Here is a 21,087-nt window from a genome sequence, read left to right on the forward strand (position 1 = left end):
AGAGGGCGGGGGTGGGCATGATCTGCCGTGTGAGAAACCCACCCCTAACTCCTCCCGCAAACGGGAAGGGGAGAGATACAACATGACCAAGAAAATTCTCGTTCTGGACGAAGGCACAACTTCTACCCGCGCGATGCTCTTTGCGCAGGATGGCAAGGCGCTGGGCAGCGCCCAGCAAGAGCTGACACAGCACTATCCCGCGCCGGGCCGCGTGGAGCATGATGCCACCGAAATCTGGCACCGGACACTCGCCTGCGCGCGCGAAATGGTTGAGGCAGCGGGCGGTGCAGAGCGGATCGCCTGCATCGGCATCACCAACCAGCGCGAGACGGTTGTCGCGTGGGACAAGAATAGCGGCGAACCGCTGGCCAAGGCGCTTGTTTGGCAAGATCGGCGCACCGCCGATTTCTGCGAAGAGCTGAAGGAGGCGGGCCACGAAGCGCAGGTGCAGAAGCAGACCGGATTGCTGCTCGATCCCTATTTTTCCGGCACCAAGATGCGTTGGCTGGTCCGGAACAAACCTGCGGTTGCGGCGGCGGCAAAGGCCGGCACACTGGCGCTCGGAACAATTGAAAGCTGGCTGGTCTATAAGCTGACCGGGGGCGCACGTATCAGCGACGCCAGCAATGCGAGCCGGACCCTGCTGCTCCCATTGGGCAGTGCACAGTTCGACGATGACCTGTGCGAATTGTTTGAAGTGCCCAAAGCCGCGCTGGGCGAAGTAACCGACAATGCCGGTAATTTTGGTGTGACCCTACCCGAATTGTTCGGCGCGCCGATCCCGATAACCGGCTTGGTCGGTGACCAGCAATCGGCGACTATCGGTCAGGGTTGTCTCTCGCCCGGTGAGACCAAAGCGACTTACGGAACCGGCGCATTCATTCTGGCCAACAAGGGGCATGACATTCCGACATCGGACAACCGTTTGCTCGGTACTGTGCTCTACCAAGAGAATGGAAAACGGACCTACGCGTTGGAAGGATCGGTGTTTGTTGCAGGCAGTCTGGTGCAGTGGTTAAGAGATTCGCTGGGCTTGCTCGGCACCGCCTCAGAAACCGAAACGCTGGCGCGCTCTATCGACGATAGCGGCGGTGTCGTGATTGTTCCAGCCATGTCGGGCCTCGGTGCTCCGCACTGGCAGCCGGAAGCACGCGGCGTGATTGCTGGCCTTAGTTTTGCGACTGGCAGGGCGCAGATTGCGCGCGCTGCGTTGGAGGCGATGGCGCATCAGACATACGATCTGGCCAAGGCCTTTGCCGCCGATGGCGCAGAGTGGACGTCGCTCAAGATCGATGGCGGGATGAGCGCGAATGACTGGATGGCACAGGACATCGCTAACTTGCTCGATTTGCCTGTCGAGCGACCTGATTTCGTGGAAACGACAGCGCTCGGTGCGGCCATGCTTGCGGCCAAAGGCGCGGGGCTGGTGGCTTCATTGGATGAGGCGAGCAGCACTATGCGCGGCGCCATCGGCAATTTCACGCCGTCGATGGAATCCGGTGTCAGGCAAGCGAGGGTTGCGGCGTGGCAGAAAGCTCTTGCCGCCGCCTAAATACACAAATTACGCGCGGTGGACGGCATGGCCCAAGCGTTCCTGCAAGCGCAGGATGGCGGCGGGGCGCATTTCAAACCGGTCACGCCATGCGGCATCAAGCCGGGTGATCCGTGCGTGCAAATTTTCACTCTCGAGGATCAATTCGCGCGTGCTATATTCCAGCAATACCAGATTTTCACGCTCTGCCGGGCGGTCCGGCGGCAGCTTTGAATGGCGGCGCAATTGAAACTCGGTCAGCTCGCCGGAGAAATAAGCCCGGTGGTTGAGCAGCCATGCGAGCACATGCATCACGCGGGTCGTAGTACGAAGCCCTTCGACCGATAGCGCCAGCCGCAAAGTATCCGCATTTTGCCCCGTCTCCCGGATCGGATGGAGGTCAAACACCTGGCGCACTTCATCGGCGAGAAGCAAAGCCTCGCTATATAGAGCCTCTACAATAGGCTGATTGATATCGGTCGGTTTCCCCATCCTGATACTGCGCTAGAACCGGATTCGCGCAGGTTCCAGCTTGGAAACCAAGATATCCCGAACCAATTCGGGACTGTGTCAAAACGGGACGTTTTGAGCGCTTGTTTGGCCTCAAGCGCCGGCGCTCACATCCGTTCGCTTAGGCTACCGCGCTAACCGCGCGTCGGGCAGTCGCCCTCTGGCTGCCGCGACCAAGAATTGGCGCGATACTGATGGCTTGGAATGGATCGGACCTGTAAGGGTCCGCAAGGCCGACTGGCCGCCCGAGCTTGTGCGAGGTAGCCAAGGAATGCGGATGCATTCCGCCCGGCGACTGAGGGGCTAAATAAAAAAATCTCACGCAATAATATCTGGCAACAACGCGTCTTCGATCATCGCGATCTGGTCTTTCAAACCGAGCTTGCGCTTCTTCAGCCGCGCGATTTGCAATTGATCGGTCGAGCCGGTTTCGCGAAGCGCATCAATCGCCGCATCGAGATCCCGGTGGTCGGTCTTGAGCACAGCCAAACGCTTGCGCATCTCCTGTTCAGTCATCGACATACCGTTCTCCGCATTCTCGGCCCCTGCTTACGGCTTGTCGTGAACAAGGTCTTGTTTACCGCTTACGGGTTACACAGGACTTCGCAAGAGGCACATTTTGTGTTTCTATGCTCATCAGCGTTTCGTCCGCAGGGACGAGTCGCTCCCCTTCTGAGAAGAGGGGGCTGTCGTAACTGTAAGGAGAGACCAATGGAATCGTCCCACGTTAGCGCGCTGCAAACCAAACATGCCGGACTCGACGCAAAAATTCGCGAAGAAGAAAGCCGACCAGCACCTGACACTGCGACAATCCAGGCTCTCAAGAAAAAGAAACTGCGACTGAAAGAGGAAATGGCCGCCGGTTAGCGGTATTTCGGCGCGGATCAAAACTGCTGCCCATTAACAATTACCACGCATTGGTGTAGCTTCACCGAATGACAGCTGCTGCTTCCGCTCGCCAAATTCTGACGCAACTGCACGAGATTATGGCCTCGCGCACGCACGCGCAGGGTAAGCTGGACCGCGTGGTCGATATTATCGCAGACAGCCTCAATAGCGAGGTCTGCTCGATCTATCTGCTGCGTGAACAGATGCTGGAATTGTTTGCCACGCATGGTCTCAACAAATCTGCTGTACACGTGACCCGTCTGGCGATGGGCGAGGGGCTGACCGGCACCATTGCCGACAATATCGAAACGCTCAACCTGGCGGAGGCAAAGGCGCATCCTGACTTTCAATACCGGCCCGAAACAGGCGAGGAAAAGTTCCACTCTTTCGCAGGCGTGCCGATTGTATATCGCGAGCGTGCGGTAGGTGTCCTGTGCGTTCAACATGTTGAACCGCGCCGCTATGAAGATGTCGAGATCGAAGCGTTACAGACCACTGCGATGGTTCTGTCCGAACTGATCTCGAACAATGATTTGGTCGATGAGGAGGAGGCGCGCGGTCTTGCGCCCGAACAAACCGGTCCGGTGACGATTACCGGCCTGCCATTGGTCAAAGGCTTGGGCAGCGGCGTCGCGGTCTATCACCAGCCCCGCGTGACTATCGATCAGGTCATGGCCGACGATATCGAGGTCGAACGCCAGCGGGTCTACCGCGCGTTCCACAAAATGCGCGAACAGATCGACAGCATAACCAACAATGCTGAATTCGGTGCGGGCGGCGAGCATGAAGAAGTACTCAAGACTTACAAAATGTTCGCCTATGATGAGGGGTGGGGCCGGAGGATCAATGAAGCCATTGATTCAGGTCTGACCGCCGAAGCGGCAATCGAACGAGTGCAGCAGCACACCAGAATGCGGATGCGCGAGATCGACGATCCGCTGCTCGCTGACCGGATGCACGATTTGGAAGATTTGGCGAACCGCCTGCTGCGGATCGTCTCGGGCCAGTTAGGTACCGCGGCAACACAGGGGCTGCGCAAGGATGCTATCCTGATCGCCAAAAATCTCGGGCCTGCAGAGCTGCTCGAATATGACCGGCGGCGGCTCAAAGGCGTGATCCTAGAAGAAGGCTCGCTGACTGCGCATGTCGTGATTGTCGCGCGCGCCATGGGGGTACCGGTGCTGGGCCGCGCAAACGGGCTGCGCGGGATCGTTCGTGAGGACGATGAGATCCTGCTGGATGCAGACGGCGGCACTGCATCCATTCGCCCCACGCAATCGGTTGCCGAAGCTTTCGATACCCGTTTCGCGAAAAGCAAGGAACGCCAGGCGGCATATGCCAAATTGCGAGATGTCGAACCTTTCACGCGCTGTGGGACACGCATCCAGGTCATGATGAATGCCGGTCTGCGCGAAGATATTTCCAATCTCAATCTGGTCGGTGCTGACGGGATTGGTTTGTTCCGGACCGAATTCCAGTTTCTTGTGTCGGCGACCTTGCCCCAGCGCGAGAAACAATTGCGGCTCTATCGCGACGTGATGGATGCCGCTGGCGACAGGCCGGTGATTTTCCGCACCGTCGATATTGGCGGCGACAAGGCGGTTCCGTATCTCAATTCCGAGAATACCGAGGATGAGGAAAATCCGGCGATGGGTTGGCGCGCCTTGCGGCTGGCCTTGGAGCGCGGCGGACTGTTAAAAGCGCAGGCCCGGGCACTGCTCGAAGCGGCATCGGGCCGGACCCTGTATGTGATGTTCCCGATGATTTCCGAGCCGTGGGAATTCGATGCGGCCAAGGCGGTGTTTGAAGAACAGCTCGCTTATCTGAAAAAGCAGCGCAAAACGCTGCCGGAGGCGATCCATTACGGCGCCATGCTGGAAGTGCCCGCGCTCGCTGAAGTGCTAGATCTGTTGATTCCGAAACTGTCGTTCCTTTCGGTCGGTACAAATGATCTCACTCAGTTCCTGTTCGCGGCTGACCGTGCGAACCCAAAGCTGGCGGAGCGTTACGACTGGCTTTCTCCCGCGATCCTGCGCTTCATGCGGCGTATTGCGCAAGCGACAGTCGGTCAGCAAGTCGATCTGGGCGTCTGCGGCGAAATGGGCGGACGACAGCTGGAAGCGCTCGCCTTGATGGGGCTGGGATTCCGGCGATTGTCAATCACGCCTGTTTCTGTTGGCCCGATAAAGGAACTGGTCCGCCAGATCGATCTGGCGGAAATCACCGAAGCGATGAATGGCTGGCTTACCAATCCGCCGGAAAATATGCGTGATACTTTGCAGCAATGGGCGCTGGATCGCGGTATCAATATCGATTGACTTCACCGCGTAACGTGACCGGTTCATCGGAACCGAAAGTGTGACCTCACGTTCAATGCTTGACAGCATCAGGATAGGCTACTCTTCTACGTCAAAATATAAAACCGGGCGCAAGGGATTTTCTATGAATGAAGAGGGCAATCAGCTGGAAGGTGAACTTCCGTTAGAGGGCGCTGGCCAGCGTCTGGCGCGCGCACGCGCTGATGCTGATAAAACTGTCGAGCAAATCGCATCCGAGACCCGAATTCCTATCCGCCATCTCGAGACTTTGGAGAGCGGCGACTTCGCTGCACTTCCGGCTAAAACATACGCGATCGGATTTGCTCGAACCTATGCCCGCGTGGTCGGCCTGGACGAGCACGAGATCGCGCAACAAGTACGCGACGAACTGGACAATGGCGAAGGTGGCGAAGCGCATCGCGGCGCTACCTTTGAACCGGGCGATCCGGCACGGCTTCCCTCGCGCGGGCTGGCGTGGTTTAGCGCGTTTGCTGTCCTCATATTGATCGCCGGATCACTCGCCTATTTCCGTGACTATTTCATGCCCGGATCGGGACCGGGACCGCTGGTATCCGAAGAAGAGGTTGCCGCTGCACAGACCAGTGGCGAAGATACAGTAAATACTGACGGAGCAGCGGGCACCGATGCAGCACCATCTGGCCCTGTCGTCTTCACATCTTTGGAGAACGACGTTTGGGTCCGTTTCTACGACAGCTCCGGACAGCGTCTGATGGAAAAAATCATGACGCAGGGCGAAAGTTACACCGTGCCCGCAGATGCAGTCGGCCCGCAAATACGTACCGGTCGACCGGAAGCGCTGGTGATCCGGATTGGCGGGAAGTCGATCGGCACGCTGTCCAATCGCAGTGAAACCGTTGGCGATCTTCCGGTTACGGCAGAGGCGTTGGTCGCGCGTGTCAACGATCTGGAAGCGCAGGCAACGGCGAACTCGCCCGACGAACAAACAACAGGTTAGTCACTCCACAGCACACGCCTGTGGCATATACGCCAACATCTCCACCGATTTGACCCGAATGCCCCTCGACAAGGAGTCAGTGGTTCGGCAAGATTCGCACGGGTGTTCAGCTTGGGTTTGGCACTGCATCGTCATACCCGATTTGAAAATTGACAGGAGCGTTGAGGAACATGTTTAGTCGAACGAGCCGCGTATTGGTCGCTGGTCTTGCATTGGTCGCCGTGACCGGAACCTCCATGCCGGCGTTGGCGCAAAGCGACAACGAGCCTAGAATTCGCAAGCTGGAATCGGAAGTCCGCGCGCTGCAGCGCAAAGTGTTCCCCGGCGGTGACGGTCGCTATTTCGAGCCGGAGATTACCGGCACGCCGAGCGGCAATACAATCACCACACCTTCGACCACGGCCGTCACCGATATTCTGATCCGGCTTGACGCGCTTGAAGCGCAGATTGCTGCGCTGACGGCGCAGACCGAAGAAAACACCAATGCGATCATGCAATTGACTACCCGCATTGTCGCGCTCGAAACAACTCCGACGAGTGCCGTAGCTGCGGAAACCACTGGTCCGGTTTCGGTTCTGCCGGATACAGCTGAAGCCGCACCAGCGCGTGCTACAGTACCGGCAGCTCGCGGACCATCGGACGGACGCCTGGCCGCGGTCCAGCAAATTGCCAAGCCGCAAACCGATGATGCTGCGGATGATGAATATTCCTACGGATACCGTCTGTGGAATGCCGGCTTCTACCCGGAAGCGCAGCAGCAGCTGACACTGTTCGTCGAACAATATCCGGACCACTGGCGCACGACCTATGGCCGCAATTTGCTTGGCCGTGCCTATCTGGATGATGGCAAGCCTGATGATGCAGCACCTTGGTTCCTCAAAAATTACCAAGCTGGCAAAAGCGATGCGCGAGCGCCCGATAGTTTGCTGTTCCTTGCCGAAACGATGATCGCAATGGACGATACCAATCGTGCCTGTATCGCTTTGGCTGAATTCAGCGATAGCTATCCTGCACTCGCTTCGGGCCGTTTGAGCAGTCAATATCAGCGCAATCTGGGCAAGGTTGAGTGCAATTGATATCCCTGCAGAAACTGGCGCGATTGACCCGCAGTTAGTCGAGCGGTTTCGCGCTGATTTAATTGCTGCTTGGGGCAGTGAGTCGGTCCATTCCGATCTGTGCAAAATTGGTATTGCGGTATCGGGCGGGCCAGACAGCGTTGCATTATTGCTGCTCGCTCATAATTTGATCCCGGGACGTGTCGAAGCGGCGACGATTGATCACCAGCTGCGCGAAGAAAGCGCTGCAGAAGCCAAATATGTCGCGCAACTTTGCGCGAGACTGTCGATTCCACACGAAACTATTGCAGTGGAAGTAGGGGCAGGAAACGTTCAGGCTAAGGCTCGCGAAGCGCGTTATGCCGCGCTTTCAAACTGGACAGTCCGCCAAGGGTTGGCAGCGCTTGCGACGGCGCATCACGCGGATGATCAGGCGGAAACACTTTTGATGCGGCTGAACCGGGGAAGCGGACTTGCCGGTCTGGCGGGGGTCAGGGTGTCATCATGGGCATACTCCGAAGATCCGCCTGGCGAATTCGATATAGTGCGTCCGCTGCTTGGCTGGCGCAAATCCGAGTTGAATCATTTACTAGATGATGTCGGAATTATCCCGGTCTGCGACCCGTCAAATAACGATGAGAATTTCGACAGGGTGCGCGTCCGAAAAGCACTCGCCGCGCAGGAATGGCTTGATTCAATCGCAATCGCCAAGAGTGCTCGCTTGCTTGGTGAAATGCTCAACGATGTGGAGCATGTGCTGGAAATGCGGCGGCAGAAGTGGATGCACGAGGTGGATGACGGCATTGTCTATATCTTCGGCGGCGGTGAAGCGTTCGAGATCGAAAATGTTCATTGGATTATCGAGCGTCTGGGTGACGGCGCGCCAAGAACGCAGATTGCGACGATGATCGACCGCCTGCGCAGCAAGCAAAACGCCTCTTTAGCTGGCGTATTGGCGCGCCCGATAATGTTCGAAACCGAACCGGACATGAGCTGGGCTGCTTGGAAGTTCGAACCCGAACCACCGCGCAAAACGGGCCAGTCAGCCAATCAGCTCAAATAATCGAGTCGCCCATGCCGATACGTTTGCCGTCGGTAATGATCACTTTGTCGCCTTTCTTGGCGATGGCGAAAATCTTCGCCGCGAATTCATCGGGCATGCCCACGCAGCCATGGCTGGCGAAACCGTTTTCGACTTCGCTACCGTGCAGCGCGATGCCGTCTGCCGTCAGGAACATCGAATAGGGCATGGGTGCGTTATTGTATTTCTCTGACACATTGTGCCGCATCTTGTAACGGATCGGGAATGTGCCAAGCGGCGTCGGGTGTTTATCGGTGCCAAGCAGAACCGCCGCCGCTCCAATTTCATAACCGCCCTGGAAAACCGAAATAACGCGGGCCTGTAGATCGACCGTCATAACCAGAGGACCGTCCTCGATTCCTTCGTCATCCCAGTGCCACTCGCCATATTTGATTGGCCCGTCGATCGGCAGGATCCGTTTGATGACGAACGCTTCGTCTTTCGGATCAGGTTTTTTCTCGGGAATTTCCTGAATGACAGGCTCGGAGACAAATTCCGGAGTGGTGCCGTCGCCAGTGCCGGCTTGGGCATTAGCCTGCGCAACAGCGTCCTCATCGACCGGAATCGCGTCTTCCAGCGTCGGTGCCGCAGCATCCATCGCCGTGTCTTGAGACATAAATCCGCTGGCCAGCGTTGCTCCGCCAAAGGCCAATACCAATGCAGCCGTTGCGCCGCCTATCCATTTCATCATCGGGCTCATACAAGGTGATATGATCGAAAAATCTTAAATTTTCCAGTATCGCGTCGCAGGCGTCCCACTTGGAAACAGCTTTTCCGTCGCTGTAAATTGATGCAAATTCAGCGCGAACTATCCATGCGCGCCGAACTGGTTGGCAATCGCGGTGCCAATCCGCAGGCTCAGCTTGTAAGCACGTTCGAGCGGATCGATATAATCACGCTGGATCGCGGTGTAGCCTTCACCAGCACCATCCGGGTAATCGCTAGGCTCATCGACGGAGAAATTGTCGAGACCCGGGAAGCTTGTAGGATAGGCCCGGCGTAGCTGCGCCAGCGCATCGTCGATCCGCAGAGTGAACACCATCTCCAGCACGTCGTTACGGCTAATATCGTTCGCACGGCTAAACGCCGGGATTGAGACTGCTTTCAGGAACATATGCTGGAGGAGGGTGAGCCGCAGCGCTTGCAATGCGCCGATCGACCGGCGGATATTCTCGCGGTCATCGAGTGGTGACTCATCCGGAATCATGTCCAGCAGTCGGTGCAGTTTCAGCGCATCGACCCTAAGGCGTGAGGCAAGGCGCCTGAATACCCCGGTCCGGTCATCCTTGGTCAGATATTCGGCGAGTGTTTCGCAAGCATCCGACAGATGGCTCTCGGTCCCGCGATAGGGGCGGCTCGCCCAATAGGCGGAATTGAACAGCTCGCCGAATGCAGCGACCGTTTTGATGCTGGCCAGCGCATTGGAGGCACGAACCAGACGGATCAGTTGCCGCCCGCGTTCGCTCTCGGTGAGCAGCGCGGCGAGGTCTTCATAATTCCCGTCCGCTGCGCTGCCGATGCCCGAAATGATGTTAACCGGATAGCCGAGCTGCTGCAGAATCGCATTATGCGGGATGGCGCGGATCTGGCGCAGGTTCATATCGCGGTCAGCGCTCAGATCGGATTGCCGGCGGGAGACGCGGCTGCCGGTACTGTTGAGGAGGCCCAATCCGAACGCTGTCAGCGCGCGGCTATATGTCTGGCTTTCCAGATGGTCGCGCTGGTGCTTGCGCACGGCGCGATAGAAATCGAGACTGAGATCGGTCCGGCGATAGAACTGGTCGGTCGGCGCATCGGGATCGGTATGTGCCGGATCAAGCGTTGCGATCCGAGTGAGCGTTGCGAGCGCCAGTTCGGGTGTGGCGAAATGGAGATAGCCGTCACCGCCTTGGAAGCTGACTTCAGGTTCCAAGCGGATACCCGCGCGCACGAACCGTCGCCGGGTCCATGCGCTCAGCGGCCAAGCAAGCCGGTCGGCAAACCCGCCGGGATGCGCACCGCGCCCCATGCTTTCGCCATGCGTGTTGAAAATCAGCGCCGCGACATCGGTCAAGCCGTTGTCCTTCATCGCCTCGGCCAGGCGGCCTTGCAGCCGTTCGATAGCCAAACTTGCCGGAATCTGTCCGACGAACCGCCCCGCGTCGGAGAAGCCGGTCTGGATCGCGACGCGGCCTCGCTTGCGCGAATATTGCTGATAGATCGGTTCGGCCAGCAGCGCATCGAGGAAGCGCCCGCCATGCTCCAGCGCGGTTTCGGTCTCGAACAGAGGCGACACGTCGACCTTGTCTTCGATCCCGAATAATTTCGAGAAATACAGCGCGGCCAAAATGGTCGAAGGCTGTTCGCACTCGGCAATCAGCATCCGGATCGGCGCATCGCCATCGATGTGCTGGATAATCTGCGCCATCGCGAGGAATTGCCGGATTGCAGTGCTGCTTTCGATAGCCAGCGCGGCAAAGTTTGAGCGCAGCGGCTGCACTTTCCCCAGCAATTCGCGCAATGTTGCCATCGCGCCTTTGCTGCCCAGATCGAGCGTATTGTCAGGATCAATCCGGCGGCGGATGGCATTGTGTAATTGGCTGGAGTTCACCCGGAAATGAATCCAGCCCATGCCCAAACCATCGGCGCGCATTGCCGCAGCGAGCGTTTTGAGGCCAATCGCGCGCCCGGTGTCCGCGCCTAACGCCTCGGCCTCTAGCAATTCAATAACCGGCGCGAGGGAGAGCAGTTTGTGCGGGTGATCCGCCGTCAGCGTATTGGCTGCCTTCGATAGCGCAGCCGGCTCGGTTAAATCCTCACGGAAATCCGATGCGCGATCCTGCGAATAGGCCAGCGCATTGCGCAAAGTCTCAAGCAGTGGATGTGTATCGTCGACAGCTTCGAGCGAAGCGACATAGCGTTCCAGCCGCTGCGCTTTTTCAGACAGGCGGAAGCCAATGGAATCGAACCATTTGATGTCGGTCCGGCCATCCATATCGTAACCGACCCAGCTGGCGAAGCGGAACGGAAGAGGCTTGGCTTCGTACCATTTGCTCGGGAAAGCTTCGGCTGCTTGACCCAGCGCGTTGGACACGATCCGATCTCGTGCGTCCTGCGCATGCCCGATTGCATGCATCGCGCGATCATGTTCGTAGCGGAGAGAGATCGTCGGGCGTTCAAATGTCGCAACGCAGGTATCGTCACTAATGTCGGCATCGCTGCTGGCAGACCGGGCCACGGCCTCGGTCTGCTCTGGCGTCAGCAGGAATGTAGGGTGCGCGGTAAACACTGCATGTAACCCGGGATTCTCCCAGCGAGCGCGGAAGGTGTCGAAATCATCGCCGCCAAGCTCTGCCAATGCCGCGTCATTCGCTTCCGGTGATACCGGAGCGAGGTTGTTCCTCAGCCGCCCTGCACGGCTCTTCAGCGATCCGCATTCCAGCTCCGCAATCATCCGCTCGATATCATCGAGGCTGATTTTGCGCGCTTCCAACTCGCGCGAGAGGTCGAGCGAGAGTTGGAACGCCGGATTGAATAAAGGTGTTTCCTGCGTTTGCTGGTGCAGTTCACGCAAACGCGCGGTCAGATCGGCGACGGTTTTCATGTGTTTAGCGCTGCCGCTTCGTGTGCCATGGCTTCAATCGCCGCCACATTCGGTTCACCTTTGGGTGCGACCCAGCTTCCACCGACGCACAGAACTTTGTCGAAGGCCAGCCATTCGGGCGCGTTCTCCAGATTGACGCCGCCGGTCGGGCAGAAACGGCACTGACCGAACGGTGCTGCCAGCGCTTTGAGTGCAGGCAATCCGCCTGCCGCCATCGCGGGGAAGAATTTGAAGTGTGTTAGCCCCAGATCGAGCCCGCGCATAATGTCCCCCGAATTGGCGATGCCGGGCAGAAACGGAACATTGTGGCGGATCGCAGCGCGGCCCAGCGTGTCGGTCAGGCCGGGCGAGACGATAAATTCGCTGCCCGCCTCCAATGCGTCTTCCAGTTCTTCCTGATTTGTCACTGTGCCTGCACCAACGACCGCGCCGGGGACTTGCTTCATCGCCTTGATCGCGTCCAAAGCCTGCGGCGTGCGCAGAGTGACTTCGAGGCAGCGCAGACCGCCAGCGACCAGCGCTTCTGCCATCGGCACGGCATGGGCGACATCGTCGATGACAATCACCGGGACAACGGGCGCAGTGCGCATGATGGTTTCGATATCGCTCATTGGGTGGCTCCGGAATGCTGGGTTGAAAATGCGGCTGCTGCGCCGAACAGGCCGGGCTGTGGATGAATGATAAGTTTGACCGGAATTGTCGCCATCAGGCTGGCAAAGCGGCCTTTGGCGGCAAAGCGCTCGGCAAATCCTGACGTCTGCAGGCTTTCGCGAATGCGGTACCCAAGCCCGCCAGCAATCACGACGCCGCCAAAGCCGCCTTGCGCAAGCGCGATGTCGCCCGCCACGCTGCCGAGTGACAGGCAAAAACGGTCGACTGCGGCTGCCGCGAGGCTGTCTTCGCCCGCCATGCCCTTGGTCCAGACCTCTATATCGTCGCAATCGGGCACAGCCTTGCGCTCCATCGCGGCAAGCGTTTGATAAATATCGACAATCGCTGGGCCTGCGACAACACGCTCTACTGAAACACGGTTATGCCGCTTGCGCAATCGGGCCAGAATTGCGTCCTCGATCTGGTCAAGCGGGGCAAAATCGATATGCCCGCCCTCGGTTGCTGACACGCGGTATTCGCCACTTGGTTCGCGGTAGAGATGCGCAACGCCAAGCCCGGTTCCGGGGCCGATCACACTGAGTCTCCCGGTTGGTGCCAGCGGTTGTTCGGGGCCGGTCAGATGGATGAATTGGTCTTCATCAGCACGCGCAACGGCATGCGCGACTGCTTCAAAATCGTTGACGATTGCGAAGCGCTCGACACCGAGCTTCTCTTTCACCAGAGCGGGCCGGATGATCCACGGATTGTTGGTAAAGCGGATGACGTCGCCGCCCGTAGGCCCGGCAATCGCCATCGCCACGGCGTTGGGTAGTGTGCCGCCCTGACGTTCGCGGTAATCTTCCCACGCGGTCTGGAAACTCGCATGATCTTCCGTGTGCAACGTTTCCGGCTCGCTCATCGTGATCGCGCCGTCATCCGCGATGGTGGCGATTGCAAAGCGCGCGTGCGTGCCGCCAATATCGACTGTCACCAAATCCATTATAGACCCGCCTGTGCCAGCATGGATGATCCGCCCTGTTCTGCGCCGTCAGCATGACTGCGGAACATCGCAAACAACTCGCGCCCGAATCCGTCATCCGCAACCGGATCGGGTGCAGCCGGGCGGCTGTCCAGATCCGCGGGCGTTGAGAGCGCGCCAGTGTTCGCACAAAGCCGGATGACGTCGCCGGTTTGCAGTTTCGCCAGCGGTCCGCCGCCCAACGCTTCGGGTGTGCAATGGATGGCCGCCGGAACCTTGCCGGAAGCACCCGACATGCGGCCATCGGTGACCAGCGCGACTTTATATCCGCGATCCTGCAGCACCGCGAGGGGCGGCGTCAGCGAGTGAAGTTCCGGCATGCCATTGGCGCGGGGCCCTTGAAACCGGACAACCACCACCACATCGCGGTCGAGCTCGCCTGCCTGGAATGCGGCGGTAACATCTTCCTGTCGGTCAAACACACGGCAGGGTGCCTCGACGGTGTAGCGGTCCTCGGACACGGCGCTCGTTTTGAACGTTGCACGGCCCAGATTGCCTTCCACCAAACGCATCCCGCCATCCTTTTGGAACGGGTCGCTGGCAGGTCGGAGCATGGTGTCGTCGCCGCTTTTGCCGACTTCGCGCCATGTCAGTGCATCGCCGTCAAGTCCGGGTTCTTCGCCGTAGCGCGACAAGTCACTGTCGCCCACGGTCAGCACGTCTTGGTGCGCGAGGCCTGCGCCGAGAAGCTCTTTGATTACATAGCCCATACCGCCAGCATCGTGGAAATGGTTCACATCGCCAGAGCCATTGGGATAGACCCGAGCGAGTAACGGCACGACCGAAGACAGTTCGGACAGATCGGTCCAATCGAGTTGCACACCGGCAGCCCGCGCCATCGCCGGGATATGGATCGCATGATTGGTCGATCCCCCGGTGGCGAGCAGGCCGACAGCCGCGTTGATGATCGCTTTCTCGTCGACACAGCGGCCGATCGGGCGATAGTCATTGCCGTCCAAACCGATGGCCGCGACGCGGTGCACAGCCTCGCGGTCCAAGGCCTGGCGCAGCTTGGTACCAGGCTGGATAAATGCCGCGCCCGGAATATGCAGGCCCATCATTTCCATCATCATCTGATTGGAATTGGCGGTGCCGTAGAAGGTACACGTGCCGGGTGAGTGATAGCTGCCGATCTCGCTGGCCAGAAGTTCTGCGCGGGTCGCCCTGCCCTCTGCATAAAGCTGCCGCGTGGCTTGTTTCTGCTTGTTGGAGATACCGCTGGGCATTGGGCCGCTGGGCACAAAAATCGCTGGCAAATGGCCGAAGCGCAATGCACCAATCAGCAGGCCGGGTACGATCTTGTCGCAGATACCCAGCATCAGCGCGCCGTCATACATCGCATGGCTGAGCGCGACGCCGGTGCTGAGCGCGATCACATCGCGGCTGAACAGCGAGAGCTCCATGCCGTTCTCGCCCTGCGTCACGCCGTCGCACATTGCGGGCGTAGCGCCCGCGACTTGCGCGGTTGCGCCAACTTCGCGGGCGTAGATTTTCAAGCGTTCGGGATAGCGGCCATAGGGCTGATGCGCGGACAGCATATCATTATAAGCGCTGACGATCCCGATATTGGGGCCCTTATGCGCCATCAACGCTTTCTGGTCTTCCTCCGCCCCTGCATAGGCATGAGCCAGGTTGGAGCAGGATACCGCATTGCGATCCGGCTGATTGTCAGCCTCGCGCTTGATCAGTTCCAGATAACGGCTCCGGCTGCCGCGCGATTTTTGGATGACCCGCTGCGTTACCGCGTGGAGTGTGTCGTGCAGATTACTCATACCAGCTCACCCCGTCTTTTTCGGCAAGCGCAATGGCGGCGCTCGGGCCCCAGCTTCCGGCGGTGTATGATTGCGGGGTCAAGCCTTGCGCGGCCCAACCGGCGCGGATCGCGTCGATCCATTCCCACTGTGCTTCGACCTCGTCACGGCGAACGAACAGCGTTTGGTCGCCCTCGATCAGATCGAGCAGCAGCCGTTCATAGGCAATCCGCCGGTGCTGACCGACAAACGCATCGGGCATGGCAATATCGAGCGGGACGGAGCGCAGGCGAATACCATCGCGGCCGAGCCCGGGAACTTTGGCCATCATCGATAGCTGCACATTCTCTTCCGGCTGGATGCCGATCACCAGCCGGTTTGGCACCATCTTCGCGCCTTTGCCCTCGAAGATAGAATGCGGGACCTGGCTGAACTGAACCACGATCTCGGTCACACGCTCGGGCAGGCGTTTGCCGGTGCGCATGTAGAAAGGCACGCCTTTCCAGCGCCAATTATCGACATGCGCCTTGATCGCGACGAAGGTTTCGGTCTCCGAATCTTTGCCCAATTCTTCGTCATATCCGGGAACCGCTTCGCCGCCGATTGCGCCTGCGCGGTATTGGCCGGTGACGGTTTCGCCCTGACGCACTTCGCGCAGCGATCGCAGCACTTTCACTTTCTCGTCGCGGATGGCGGTCGCGTCGAAATCGGAAGGCGGTTCCATCGCGACCAGCGCCAGCAATTGCAGCATGTGGTTTTGCACCATGTCACGGATCGCGCCCGCATCATCATAGAACGCGACGCGGCCTTCCAGACCTACAGTCTCACCCACGGTGATCTGCACATGATCGATATGCGCCGCGTTCCACAGCGGTTCAAACATGATGTTGGCAAAGCGCAGCGCGAGCAGGTTCTGCACCGTTTCCTTGCCGAGATAGTGGTCGATCCGGAAAATCCGGTCTTCGGGGAAGGCGGCGGCAACCGCATCATTGATCTCGCGGCTGCTTTCCAGATCGGTGCCGAGCGGTTTCTCAAGGCACATCCGCACGTTTTCGCCATCGAGACCGGCATGTTGCAGGCCCTTGATCGTTGGTTCGAACAGGCTGGGGGCGGTGGAGAGGAAAATTGCGAGGCCGCGCTGCGGCTCGCCGACTTTGTCCGCGAGGCCTTGAAATCCGTCCAGCGTGGTCGCATCGAGCGGGTGATAGCTTAGGCGACCCAGGAATTCGGCCATCCCGCTACGCCGGTCGGCGGGCATGTATTTTTCCAAAGCTTCGCGCGCAAAATTGCGGAACTCGATGTCGGTCATCTCGGATCGCGCGGTGCCGATGATCTTCACATCATCCGCAATCAGCGCATCCGCATGCAGCGCCGCGAGCGAGGGCAGCAGCATACGCTGCGCCAGATCGCCAGTCGCCCCGAACAGCAGCAGCCTGTCGGCGGTAAAGTTCATGCGCGCATATCTCCCAATAAATGCAAGCCGGTGAGCCTTCGGTGTAGCACTCACCCGCGCGCCATGCACCCCGCATGATGCGCGTTTCATACTCGCGCATATGTATTCATGCAGTCGCGCGCTGGCGCGATCAGCTTGCGGAGACTGACACTTCGCTCGACAGGAAATTGCTTTGCCCGAAGCTGGTCATAAAGCTGACATCGGCAGCATCACGTCCCACGCCGATTTTTACGATGTTTTCGGCATTGGCCATATTGGTGGCATCGATCAGATACCACGCACCGCCTCCGGGAGTAGTCGGATCGCTCAGAAACACTTCTGCCACTGCATGGAAATCCTGGGGCGTGACATGCGGAGCATAGCAGCTGACAAAACGCGCCGGGATCGCACTGGCCCGCGCCAGAGTCACCATCACATGCGCATAGTCGCGGCACACACCGCGCCGTTCGACAAAGCTGTCGACGGCTGTGGTAGAGGCATCCGACGCGCCGGGCGTGTAAGTGAAGTTGCGCGCGATCCACTCATGCATCGCCATAATCCGCGCGCCGCCTGCCAGATCGCCAAACTCGTCCTGCACGAAGCTCTGCATCCGGTCCGCCTGGCAATAGCGCGAGTCGAACAGATATTTCACGGCTTCTGCAGGCAAATTATGCGGCTCGACCCGGTCCAGCGAGCTGATCGGGCTGAGGAGCCTATCCAGCTCGACCTCCGCCCGATAATCGACCGAATATTTCCCATCGACCCGCAGCCAGATCCGCTCGCCAATATCATCCCCCGCCGCAATGCGAGCGAGGTGTTTTGCCTGGGGAAGAGACGTGTCCGCCGACAGCAGGCGCTGCTCTGGAATCTCCGCTGCCTCGAACTGAAGGAGAATATCGGTCGGCTCGGACGTCTCGAACACGAATTTGGCGGAAATGGTTATGGCCATGATGGGACAATGCTTTGAATGAGGGCGGGTTTCGGGTGCAAAAAATCAACATTAAACTGCCCGTTTGTACCAGATGGGACATTCGAACGAATCCTTGATCGCGATAGCTGCCCGCTATCAATATCAAAAGGGATCGTATCATGAAAAAATCAATTCTCGCAGTTGCCGGTTTGGCGATCGCCACTACAGGCTTTTCGGCAGCAGCAGACGCCGGGCCGTTCAGCAAGCTTCGCGACAAGGTCAAGAAAGTCGAAAAGAAAGTCGAAGAAGTCGAAGAAGCCGTCGAAGATGTCGAAGAGGTAGTTGATGCCGTCGACTCGGTAAGCCGCGGAAACGGCCCGCGTGCAGTGCGCGCCCCCGGCGGACGCAATGCTGCCATCAGGCAGGGCATGCGCCAGCGCAGCAACTACCCGAAGACAGCGCGCCCGAAAAGTCACGCGGGCATCGCGGGCCCTATGCCGGCCAAGTTCAAATCGGCAACCCAATGCGCCAATGTCGGGCTGAGCAACGCGTTTATCGCGCAGGCAGGCGATTACACATTCAGTCAGGGCATCAGCACGGAAGAGCGTTCAGGGCTGCTGAACCGGGTCAATGTCACGCCAACCAATGGCTGTGTGTTTCCGGCCATGGGTGTGTTCGACGTGCTGTACGTCGAAGTCGACAAGGTGGCGTACAACAAAGGCCGCTACGCTCTGCAATGCGTATCGTATGACGGTAAGCTGCAGCTCGACAATGTGAATGCTCCGCCGCAAGACAATTACAGCGGCAAAGACGTCATGCTGCATACCGGCAATTCGACCGGCTACACGCCAACGGCAACCGGCAGCAATTCCTCCCGGTCAAACCAGTATAAGAAAGTGCTCGATGCACGCGGCAAGAAAATGATCACGTTCAACATGCCGGGTCTGCATACTGATCGTGGCACAGACTTCTATTGCCAGCACTACGACAAAAACACTGGCAAAAGCACCTTGGCGTTTACATTCCGCCGCGGTCCTACCGGTTCATGAGCTCGGCGCGCCGGTACCTCCCCACAACGCGTCCGGCGCGTCATTTCCATCACGCATTCAATTAGGGAATTCGCCATGGGTGATGTCTTCGTAGTTATCGTGTGCGGCATTCTCCTTCTGGGATTTTTACTGTTCACCGTTTTAGGAGTTTAGCATGAAGGTTATTGTATCAACTATTGGCGCAATTGCGCTCACTATCGGCACAGCCCCTATGGCTTTCGCACAGTCCAGTAGCGCGCAGGTCAGCAAGGACGGCTCGTGTCCCAAGGGCTTCAGCGCGTCCGGCTCTAGCTGTAAATCGAGCAGCAAAGTCGCGATCGTCAAAATCGGCTCATGCCCCACGGGCTTCCGTGCCTCGGCCAATTACTGCGTCGGTGACAAAGACGATTATGCCGAAGTGCGCAGTGGTAGCTGCCCCAGCGGCCTCAAAGCTTCCGGCAAATATTGCGTGAAATAAACACACCGATGCGATCCAGTTTCGTGGTGTAACCTTGGCCGCACCTCCCCACGGGGTGCGGCCTTTTTTGTTTTACAGCTTCATTACTATTGGCAAGGTCCAGACTATGAGCGACGAATCGACCGATAAGCTGATCCGGGACGCCTATGGCGTCGTTGCCAAGCCCGACCGGCTATTGCAGTTGCTGTCATTGTTGCAGGCCGAGCCTGTCGATCAGCCCGAAAGAATGGAGCAAATGCAAGGTCATTTTGACCGGATAGTCGATTTGCTCGACGAGATCGATCCCAATATCGGCGACGATTTCAAAGGGCTGGCATCAGCCGGGACGGACGACCGCCAAAAGACGGGCGGGGCTGCAAAACCGCAGATTATTCTCGGTATCGACTTACGGATCGTATCGATCGACGAAACTTTTGCGGCCGAATGGGCGGCTGGCATTTCGGACCGGATCCCTGTCTGGGTATGGGAGCTTGATCCGGCAAGCGCCAAGAAACTCTCGTGGGCGCTTCGCAACGGCGAAACCCACCAGCCTTTGCTGCTTCGTTTGCGCGCCGACAGAGATGATGACAACGGAATCCTGTTCGTGGCCACGCTGCGTGAAGCGCCTGAACCGTTGGCTGAACTGCGCGCGATCAGGTTACGCTGGGATGAGCGAAGCGGAGCGGCTTTTACCAATGTTCTGCGGCTCACCGAAACGGAGTCACAACTTGCCCGTTACATCGTTGACGGTCTGTCGATCCGGCAATTTGCCCAATCGCGAGATCGATCAATCGGGACAGCGCGCAATCAACTTAAAACGCTTCTGAGAAAGCTCGGGATCGGCTCGCAACTTGATCTTGTATCGTTATACGGTGGGTTCCACGCGTCCTTTATGGCTGCCCAGTTCAGTACCGACACAGCAGATGGTACTGATAACAGCCACGTTTTCCGGGCGTCCGATGGTGGCATGTTACCGTACGAAATTCACGGTAAGCGTGACGGCATTCCGCTGTTATATCTACATGCGACTGCCGATGGTGCTTTATTGACCCCGCGCCAGTCTTTCGCAGCGCGGGCTAACGGGTTTCGCGTGATCGCGCCGTGGTTGCCATTCTATGCAGGCAGCCAGGTACCAAATATGGGCCTCGCAACATTGGAAGACTACGCTGCGCGGGTATTTGAACTGCTGGACAGTCTGGGCGTCGATCGTTGCCCGGTCATTACAGTTCGCGTTTCGGCGCCTTACGGTTTCGCATTCGTCAAAAAAGCTCCCGAGCGTTTCGACGGGCTGGTCACCGCAGGAGCAATATTGCCCGCCATTAGTGCTGATGATTTCGCACATCTGGCGTTCGGCTATCGCGCACCGATGCGGTTGGCACGGATCGCGCCCGGTTTCGTAAAGCTTTATTTTGCCGCAGCCGCAGCGATGATCCGCAAGGGCGATGGTGCCGGGTTCTTCAAAAGTCTCTATGGTCATAGCCCTGCCGACCTTGCCACGTTCGATGATCCCGAAGTGATTGAAACAATGCGCCGGTCGATGCAGCGTACATTTCAGGATGGCTATAATGCGCCATTCCAGCAGACGTTGCTATCGGCCAGCGACTGGTCGTCATATTGCAAAAATCTAGCGCGGCCCGTGGTCATGGTGTGTGGAGAAGAAGACGGGCTCGCGCCGGCAGAGCAGCAGCGCGCTTTTTGCGAGAAGTACGGTTTTGAATTAATCGGTCCGCTGGAAAATGTCGGCAGTCTGGCGATGCATCAGGTGCCCAGACTGATATTCGATACGGCGTTGAAATTGCATATTAATCGTTCGTAGGCCGGGCAGCATTTTCCTACATCGCGAACGCCTGCTAGCTTCGCTTCGCCTTTCCTCACACGAATGGCGCGTTCTTTCGCATCGTCGATCGTCACGTCCCATGGACAGTTCGTTCAAGAAC

Annotated in this window: 18 protein-coding genes; 9 read left to right on the top strand and 9 right to left on the bottom strand. The window is 58.4% G+C overall.

Annotated elements, in window-relative coordinates:
* Positions 1-82 precede the first annotated feature (82 nt).
* On the top strand, positions 83-1,552 hold the full coding sequence (glpK, locus tag GRI35_RS05495; protein WP_160613227.1) for a glycerol kinase GlpK: 1,470 nt from the start codon (positions 83-85) through the stop codon (positions 1,550-1,552).
* A 9-nt stretch (positions 1,553-1,561) separates the two neighbouring features.
* Here the strand turns inward: glpK and GRI35_RS05500 are convergent, their stop codons facing one another.
* Together GRI35_RS05500 and GRI35_RS05505 are read right to left on the bottom strand one after the other, a co-directional pair.
* The gene (locus GRI35_RS05500; RefSeq protein ID WP_160613228.1) at positions 1,562-2,023 is read right to left on the bottom strand and encodes a DUF1465 family protein; all 462 of its coding nucleotides are present in this window, start codon (positions 2,021-2,023) and stop codon (positions 1,562-1,564) included.
* Positions 2,024-2,359: 336 nt separating this feature from the next.
* On the bottom strand, positions 2,360-2,557 hold the full coding sequence (locus tag GRI35_RS05505) for a YdcH family protein (protein WP_160613229.1): 198 nt from the start codon (positions 2,555-2,557) through the stop codon (positions 2,360-2,362).
* A gap of 195 nt (positions 2,558-2,752) precedes the next feature.
* On the opposite strand from GRI35_RS05505, the gene GRI35_RS05510 reads away from it, so the two are divergent.
* The 5 genes from GRI35_RS05510 (at position 2,753) to tilS (ending at position 8,341) form a co-directional block, all read left to right on the top strand.
* Complete coding sequence (locus GRI35_RS05510; RefSeq protein WP_160613230.1) at positions 2,753-2,908, top strand: DUF465 domain-containing protein; 156 nt, start codon at positions 2,753-2,755, stop codon at positions 2,906-2,908.
* 68 nt (positions 2,909-2,976) lie between these two features.
* Positions 2,977-5,247, top strand: a complete 2,271-nt coding sequence (gene ptsP, locus GRI35_RS05515) for a phosphoenolpyruvate--protein phosphotransferase (RefSeq protein WP_160613231.1) — start codon at positions 2,977-2,979, stop codon at positions 5,245-5,247.
* A gap of 124 nt (positions 5,248-5,371) precedes the next feature.
* A complete protein-coding gene (locus GRI35_RS05520; RefSeq protein WP_160613232.1) occupies positions 5,372-6,223 on the top strand; it encodes a helix-turn-helix domain-containing protein in 852 nt (283 codons plus the stop codon).
* Positions 6,224-6,393: 170 nt separating this feature from the next.
* Entirely contained in the window at positions 6,394-7,299 is a 906-nt protein-coding gene (locus GRI35_RS05525) for a tol-pal system YbgF family protein (protein WP_160613233.1), read from the top strand.
* Entirely contained in the window at positions 7,286-8,341 is a 1,056-nt protein-coding gene (gene tilS, locus GRI35_RS05530; RefSeq protein WP_202390515.1) for a tRNA lysidine(34) synthetase TilS, read from the top strand. The genes GRI35_RS05525 and tilS overlap by 14 nt, the downstream gene beginning before the upstream one ends.
* Here tilS and GRI35_RS05535 read toward each other — a convergent pair.
* The 7 genes from GRI35_RS05535 to GRI35_RS05565 form a co-directional block, all read right to left on the bottom strand.
* Positions 8,334-9,050, bottom strand: coding sequence for a L,D-transpeptidase family protein (locus GRI35_RS05535; protein WP_407985043.1), 717 nt, complete (start codon positions 9,048-9,050; stop codon positions 8,334-8,336). The genes tilS and GRI35_RS05535 overlap by 8 nt on opposite strands.
* A gap of 117 nt (positions 9,051-9,167) precedes the next feature.
* On the bottom strand, positions 9,168-11,942 hold the full coding sequence (locus tag GRI35_RS05540; RefSeq protein WP_160613235.1) for a phosphoenolpyruvate carboxylase: 2,775 nt from the start codon (positions 11,940-11,942) through the stop codon (positions 9,168-9,170).
* Complete coding sequence (eda, locus tag GRI35_RS05545; RefSeq protein WP_160613236.1) at positions 11,939-12,553, bottom strand: bifunctional 4-hydroxy-2-oxoglutarate aldolase/2-dehydro-3-deoxy-phosphogluconate aldolase; 615 nt, start codon at positions 12,551-12,553, stop codon at positions 11,939-11,941. Before eda ends, GRI35_RS05540 begins: the two co-directional genes overlap by 4 nt.
* Positions 12,550-13,533 (bottom strand): glucokinase, encoded by a 984-nt coding sequence (gene glk / locus GRI35_RS05550; protein WP_160613237.1) that lies wholly within the window; start codon positions 13,531-13,533, stop codon positions 12,550-12,552. The genes eda and glk overlap by 4 nt, the downstream gene beginning before the upstream one ends.
* Positions 13,533-15,344: a phosphogluconate dehydratase gene (gene edd / locus GRI35_RS05555; protein ID WP_160613238.1), complete on the bottom strand. Its 1,812-nt coding sequence runs from the start codon at positions 15,342-15,344 to the stop codon at positions 13,533-13,535. Before edd ends, glk begins: the two co-directional genes overlap by 1 nt.
* Entirely contained in the window at positions 15,337-16,776 is a 1,440-nt protein-coding gene (gene zwf, locus GRI35_RS05560) for a glucose-6-phosphate dehydrogenase (protein ID WP_160613239.1), read from the bottom strand. Before zwf ends, edd begins: the two co-directional genes overlap by 8 nt.
* A gap of 130 nt (positions 16,777-16,906) precedes the next feature.
* On the bottom strand, positions 16,907-17,704 hold the full coding sequence (locus tag GRI35_RS05565) for a transglutaminase-like domain-containing protein (protein ID WP_160613240.1): 798 nt from the start codon (positions 17,702-17,704) through the stop codon (positions 16,907-16,909).
* A gap of 140 nt (positions 17,705-17,844) precedes the next feature.
* On the opposite strand from GRI35_RS05565, the gene GRI35_RS05570 reads away from it, so the two are divergent.
* From GRI35_RS05570 to GRI35_RS05580, 3 genes are all read left to right on the top strand, one after another.
* The gene (locus GRI35_RS05570; protein ID WP_160613241.1) at positions 17,845-18,714 is read left to right on the top strand and encodes a hypothetical protein; all 870 of its coding nucleotides are present in this window, start codon (positions 17,845-17,847) and stop codon (positions 18,712-18,714) included.
* Between the two features lie 154 nt (positions 18,715-18,868).
* A complete protein-coding gene (locus tag GRI35_RS05575; protein ID WP_160613242.1) occupies positions 18,869-19,171 on the top strand; it encodes a hypothetical protein in 303 nt (100 codons plus the stop codon).
* 106 nt (positions 19,172-19,277) lie between these two features.
* Positions 19,278-20,966, top strand: coding sequence for a LuxR C-terminal-related transcriptional regulator (locus tag GRI35_RS05580; protein ID WP_160613243.1), 1,689 nt, complete (start codon positions 19,278-19,280; stop codon positions 20,964-20,966).
* The last annotated feature ends 121 nt before the right edge of the window (positions 20,967-21,087 follow it).

Source organism: Pontixanthobacter aestiaquae (assembly GCF_009827455.1).
Classification (GTDB): Bacteria; Pseudomonadota; Alphaproteobacteria; order Sphingomonadales; family Sphingomonadaceae; genus Pontixanthobacter; species Pontixanthobacter aestiaquae.

Bases quoted from the DNA above. Each gene is read 5' to 3' on its own strand.
- glpK (WP_160613227.1), top strand. From the start codon at position 83: ATGACCAAGAAAATTCTCGTTCTGGACGAAGGCACAACTTCTACCCGC.
- GRI35_RS05500 (WP_160613228.1), bottom strand. From the start codon at position 2,023: ATGGGGAAACCGACCGATATCAATCAGCCTATTGTAGAGGCTCTATAT.
- GRI35_RS05505 (WP_160613229.1), bottom strand. From the start codon at position 2,557: ATGACTGAACAGGAGATGCGCAAGCGTTTGGCTGTGCTCAAGACCGAC.
- GRI35_RS05510 (WP_160613230.1), top strand. From the start codon at position 2,753: ATGGAATCGTCCCACGTTAGCGCGCTGCAAACCAAACATGCCGGACTC.
- ptsP (WP_160613231.1), top strand. From the start codon at position 2,977: ATGACAGCTGCTGCTTCCGCTCGCCAAATTCTGACGCAACTGCACGAG.
- GRI35_RS05520 (WP_160613232.1), top strand. From the start codon at position 5,372: ATGAATGAAGAGGGCAATCAGCTGGAAGGTGAACTTCCGTTAGAGGGC.
- GRI35_RS05525 (WP_160613233.1), top strand. From the start codon at position 6,394: ATGTTTAGTCGAACGAGCCGCGTATTGGTCGCTGGTCTTGCATTGGTC.
- GRI35_RS05535 (WP_407985043.1), bottom strand. From the start codon at position 9,050: ATGATGAAATGGATAGGCGGCGCAACGGCTGCATTGGTATTGGCCTTT.
- GRI35_RS05540 (WP_160613235.1), bottom strand. From the start codon at position 11,942: ATGAAAACCGTCGCCGATCTGACCGCGCGTTTGCGTGAACTGCACCAG.
- eda (WP_160613236.1), bottom strand. From the start codon at position 12,553: ATGAGCGATATCGAAACCATCATGCGCACTGCGCCCGTTGTCCCGGTG.
- glk (WP_160613237.1), bottom strand. From the start codon at position 13,533: ATGGATTTGGTGACAGTCGATATTGGCGGCACGCACGCGCGCTTTGCA.
- edd (WP_160613238.1), bottom strand. From the start codon at position 15,344: ATGAGTAATCTGCACGACACACTCCACGCGGTAACGCAGCGGGTCATC.
- zwf (WP_160613239.1), bottom strand. From the start codon at position 16,776: ATGAACTTTACCGCCGACAGGCTGCTGCTGTTCGGGGCGACTGGCGAT.
- GRI35_RS05565 (WP_160613240.1), bottom strand. From the start codon at position 17,704: ATGGCCATAACCATTTCCGCCAAATTCGTGTTCGAGACGTCCGAGCCG.
- GRI35_RS05570 (WP_160613241.1), top strand. From the start codon at position 17,845: ATGAAAAAATCAATTCTCGCAGTTGCCGGTTTGGCGATCGCCACTACA.
- GRI35_RS05575 (WP_160613242.1), top strand. From the start codon at position 18,869: ATGAAGGTTATTGTATCAACTATTGGCGCAATTGCGCTCACTATCGGC.
- GRI35_RS05580 (WP_160613243.1), top strand. From the start codon at position 19,278: ATGAGCGACGAATCGACCGATAAGCTGATCCGGGACGCCTATGGCGTC.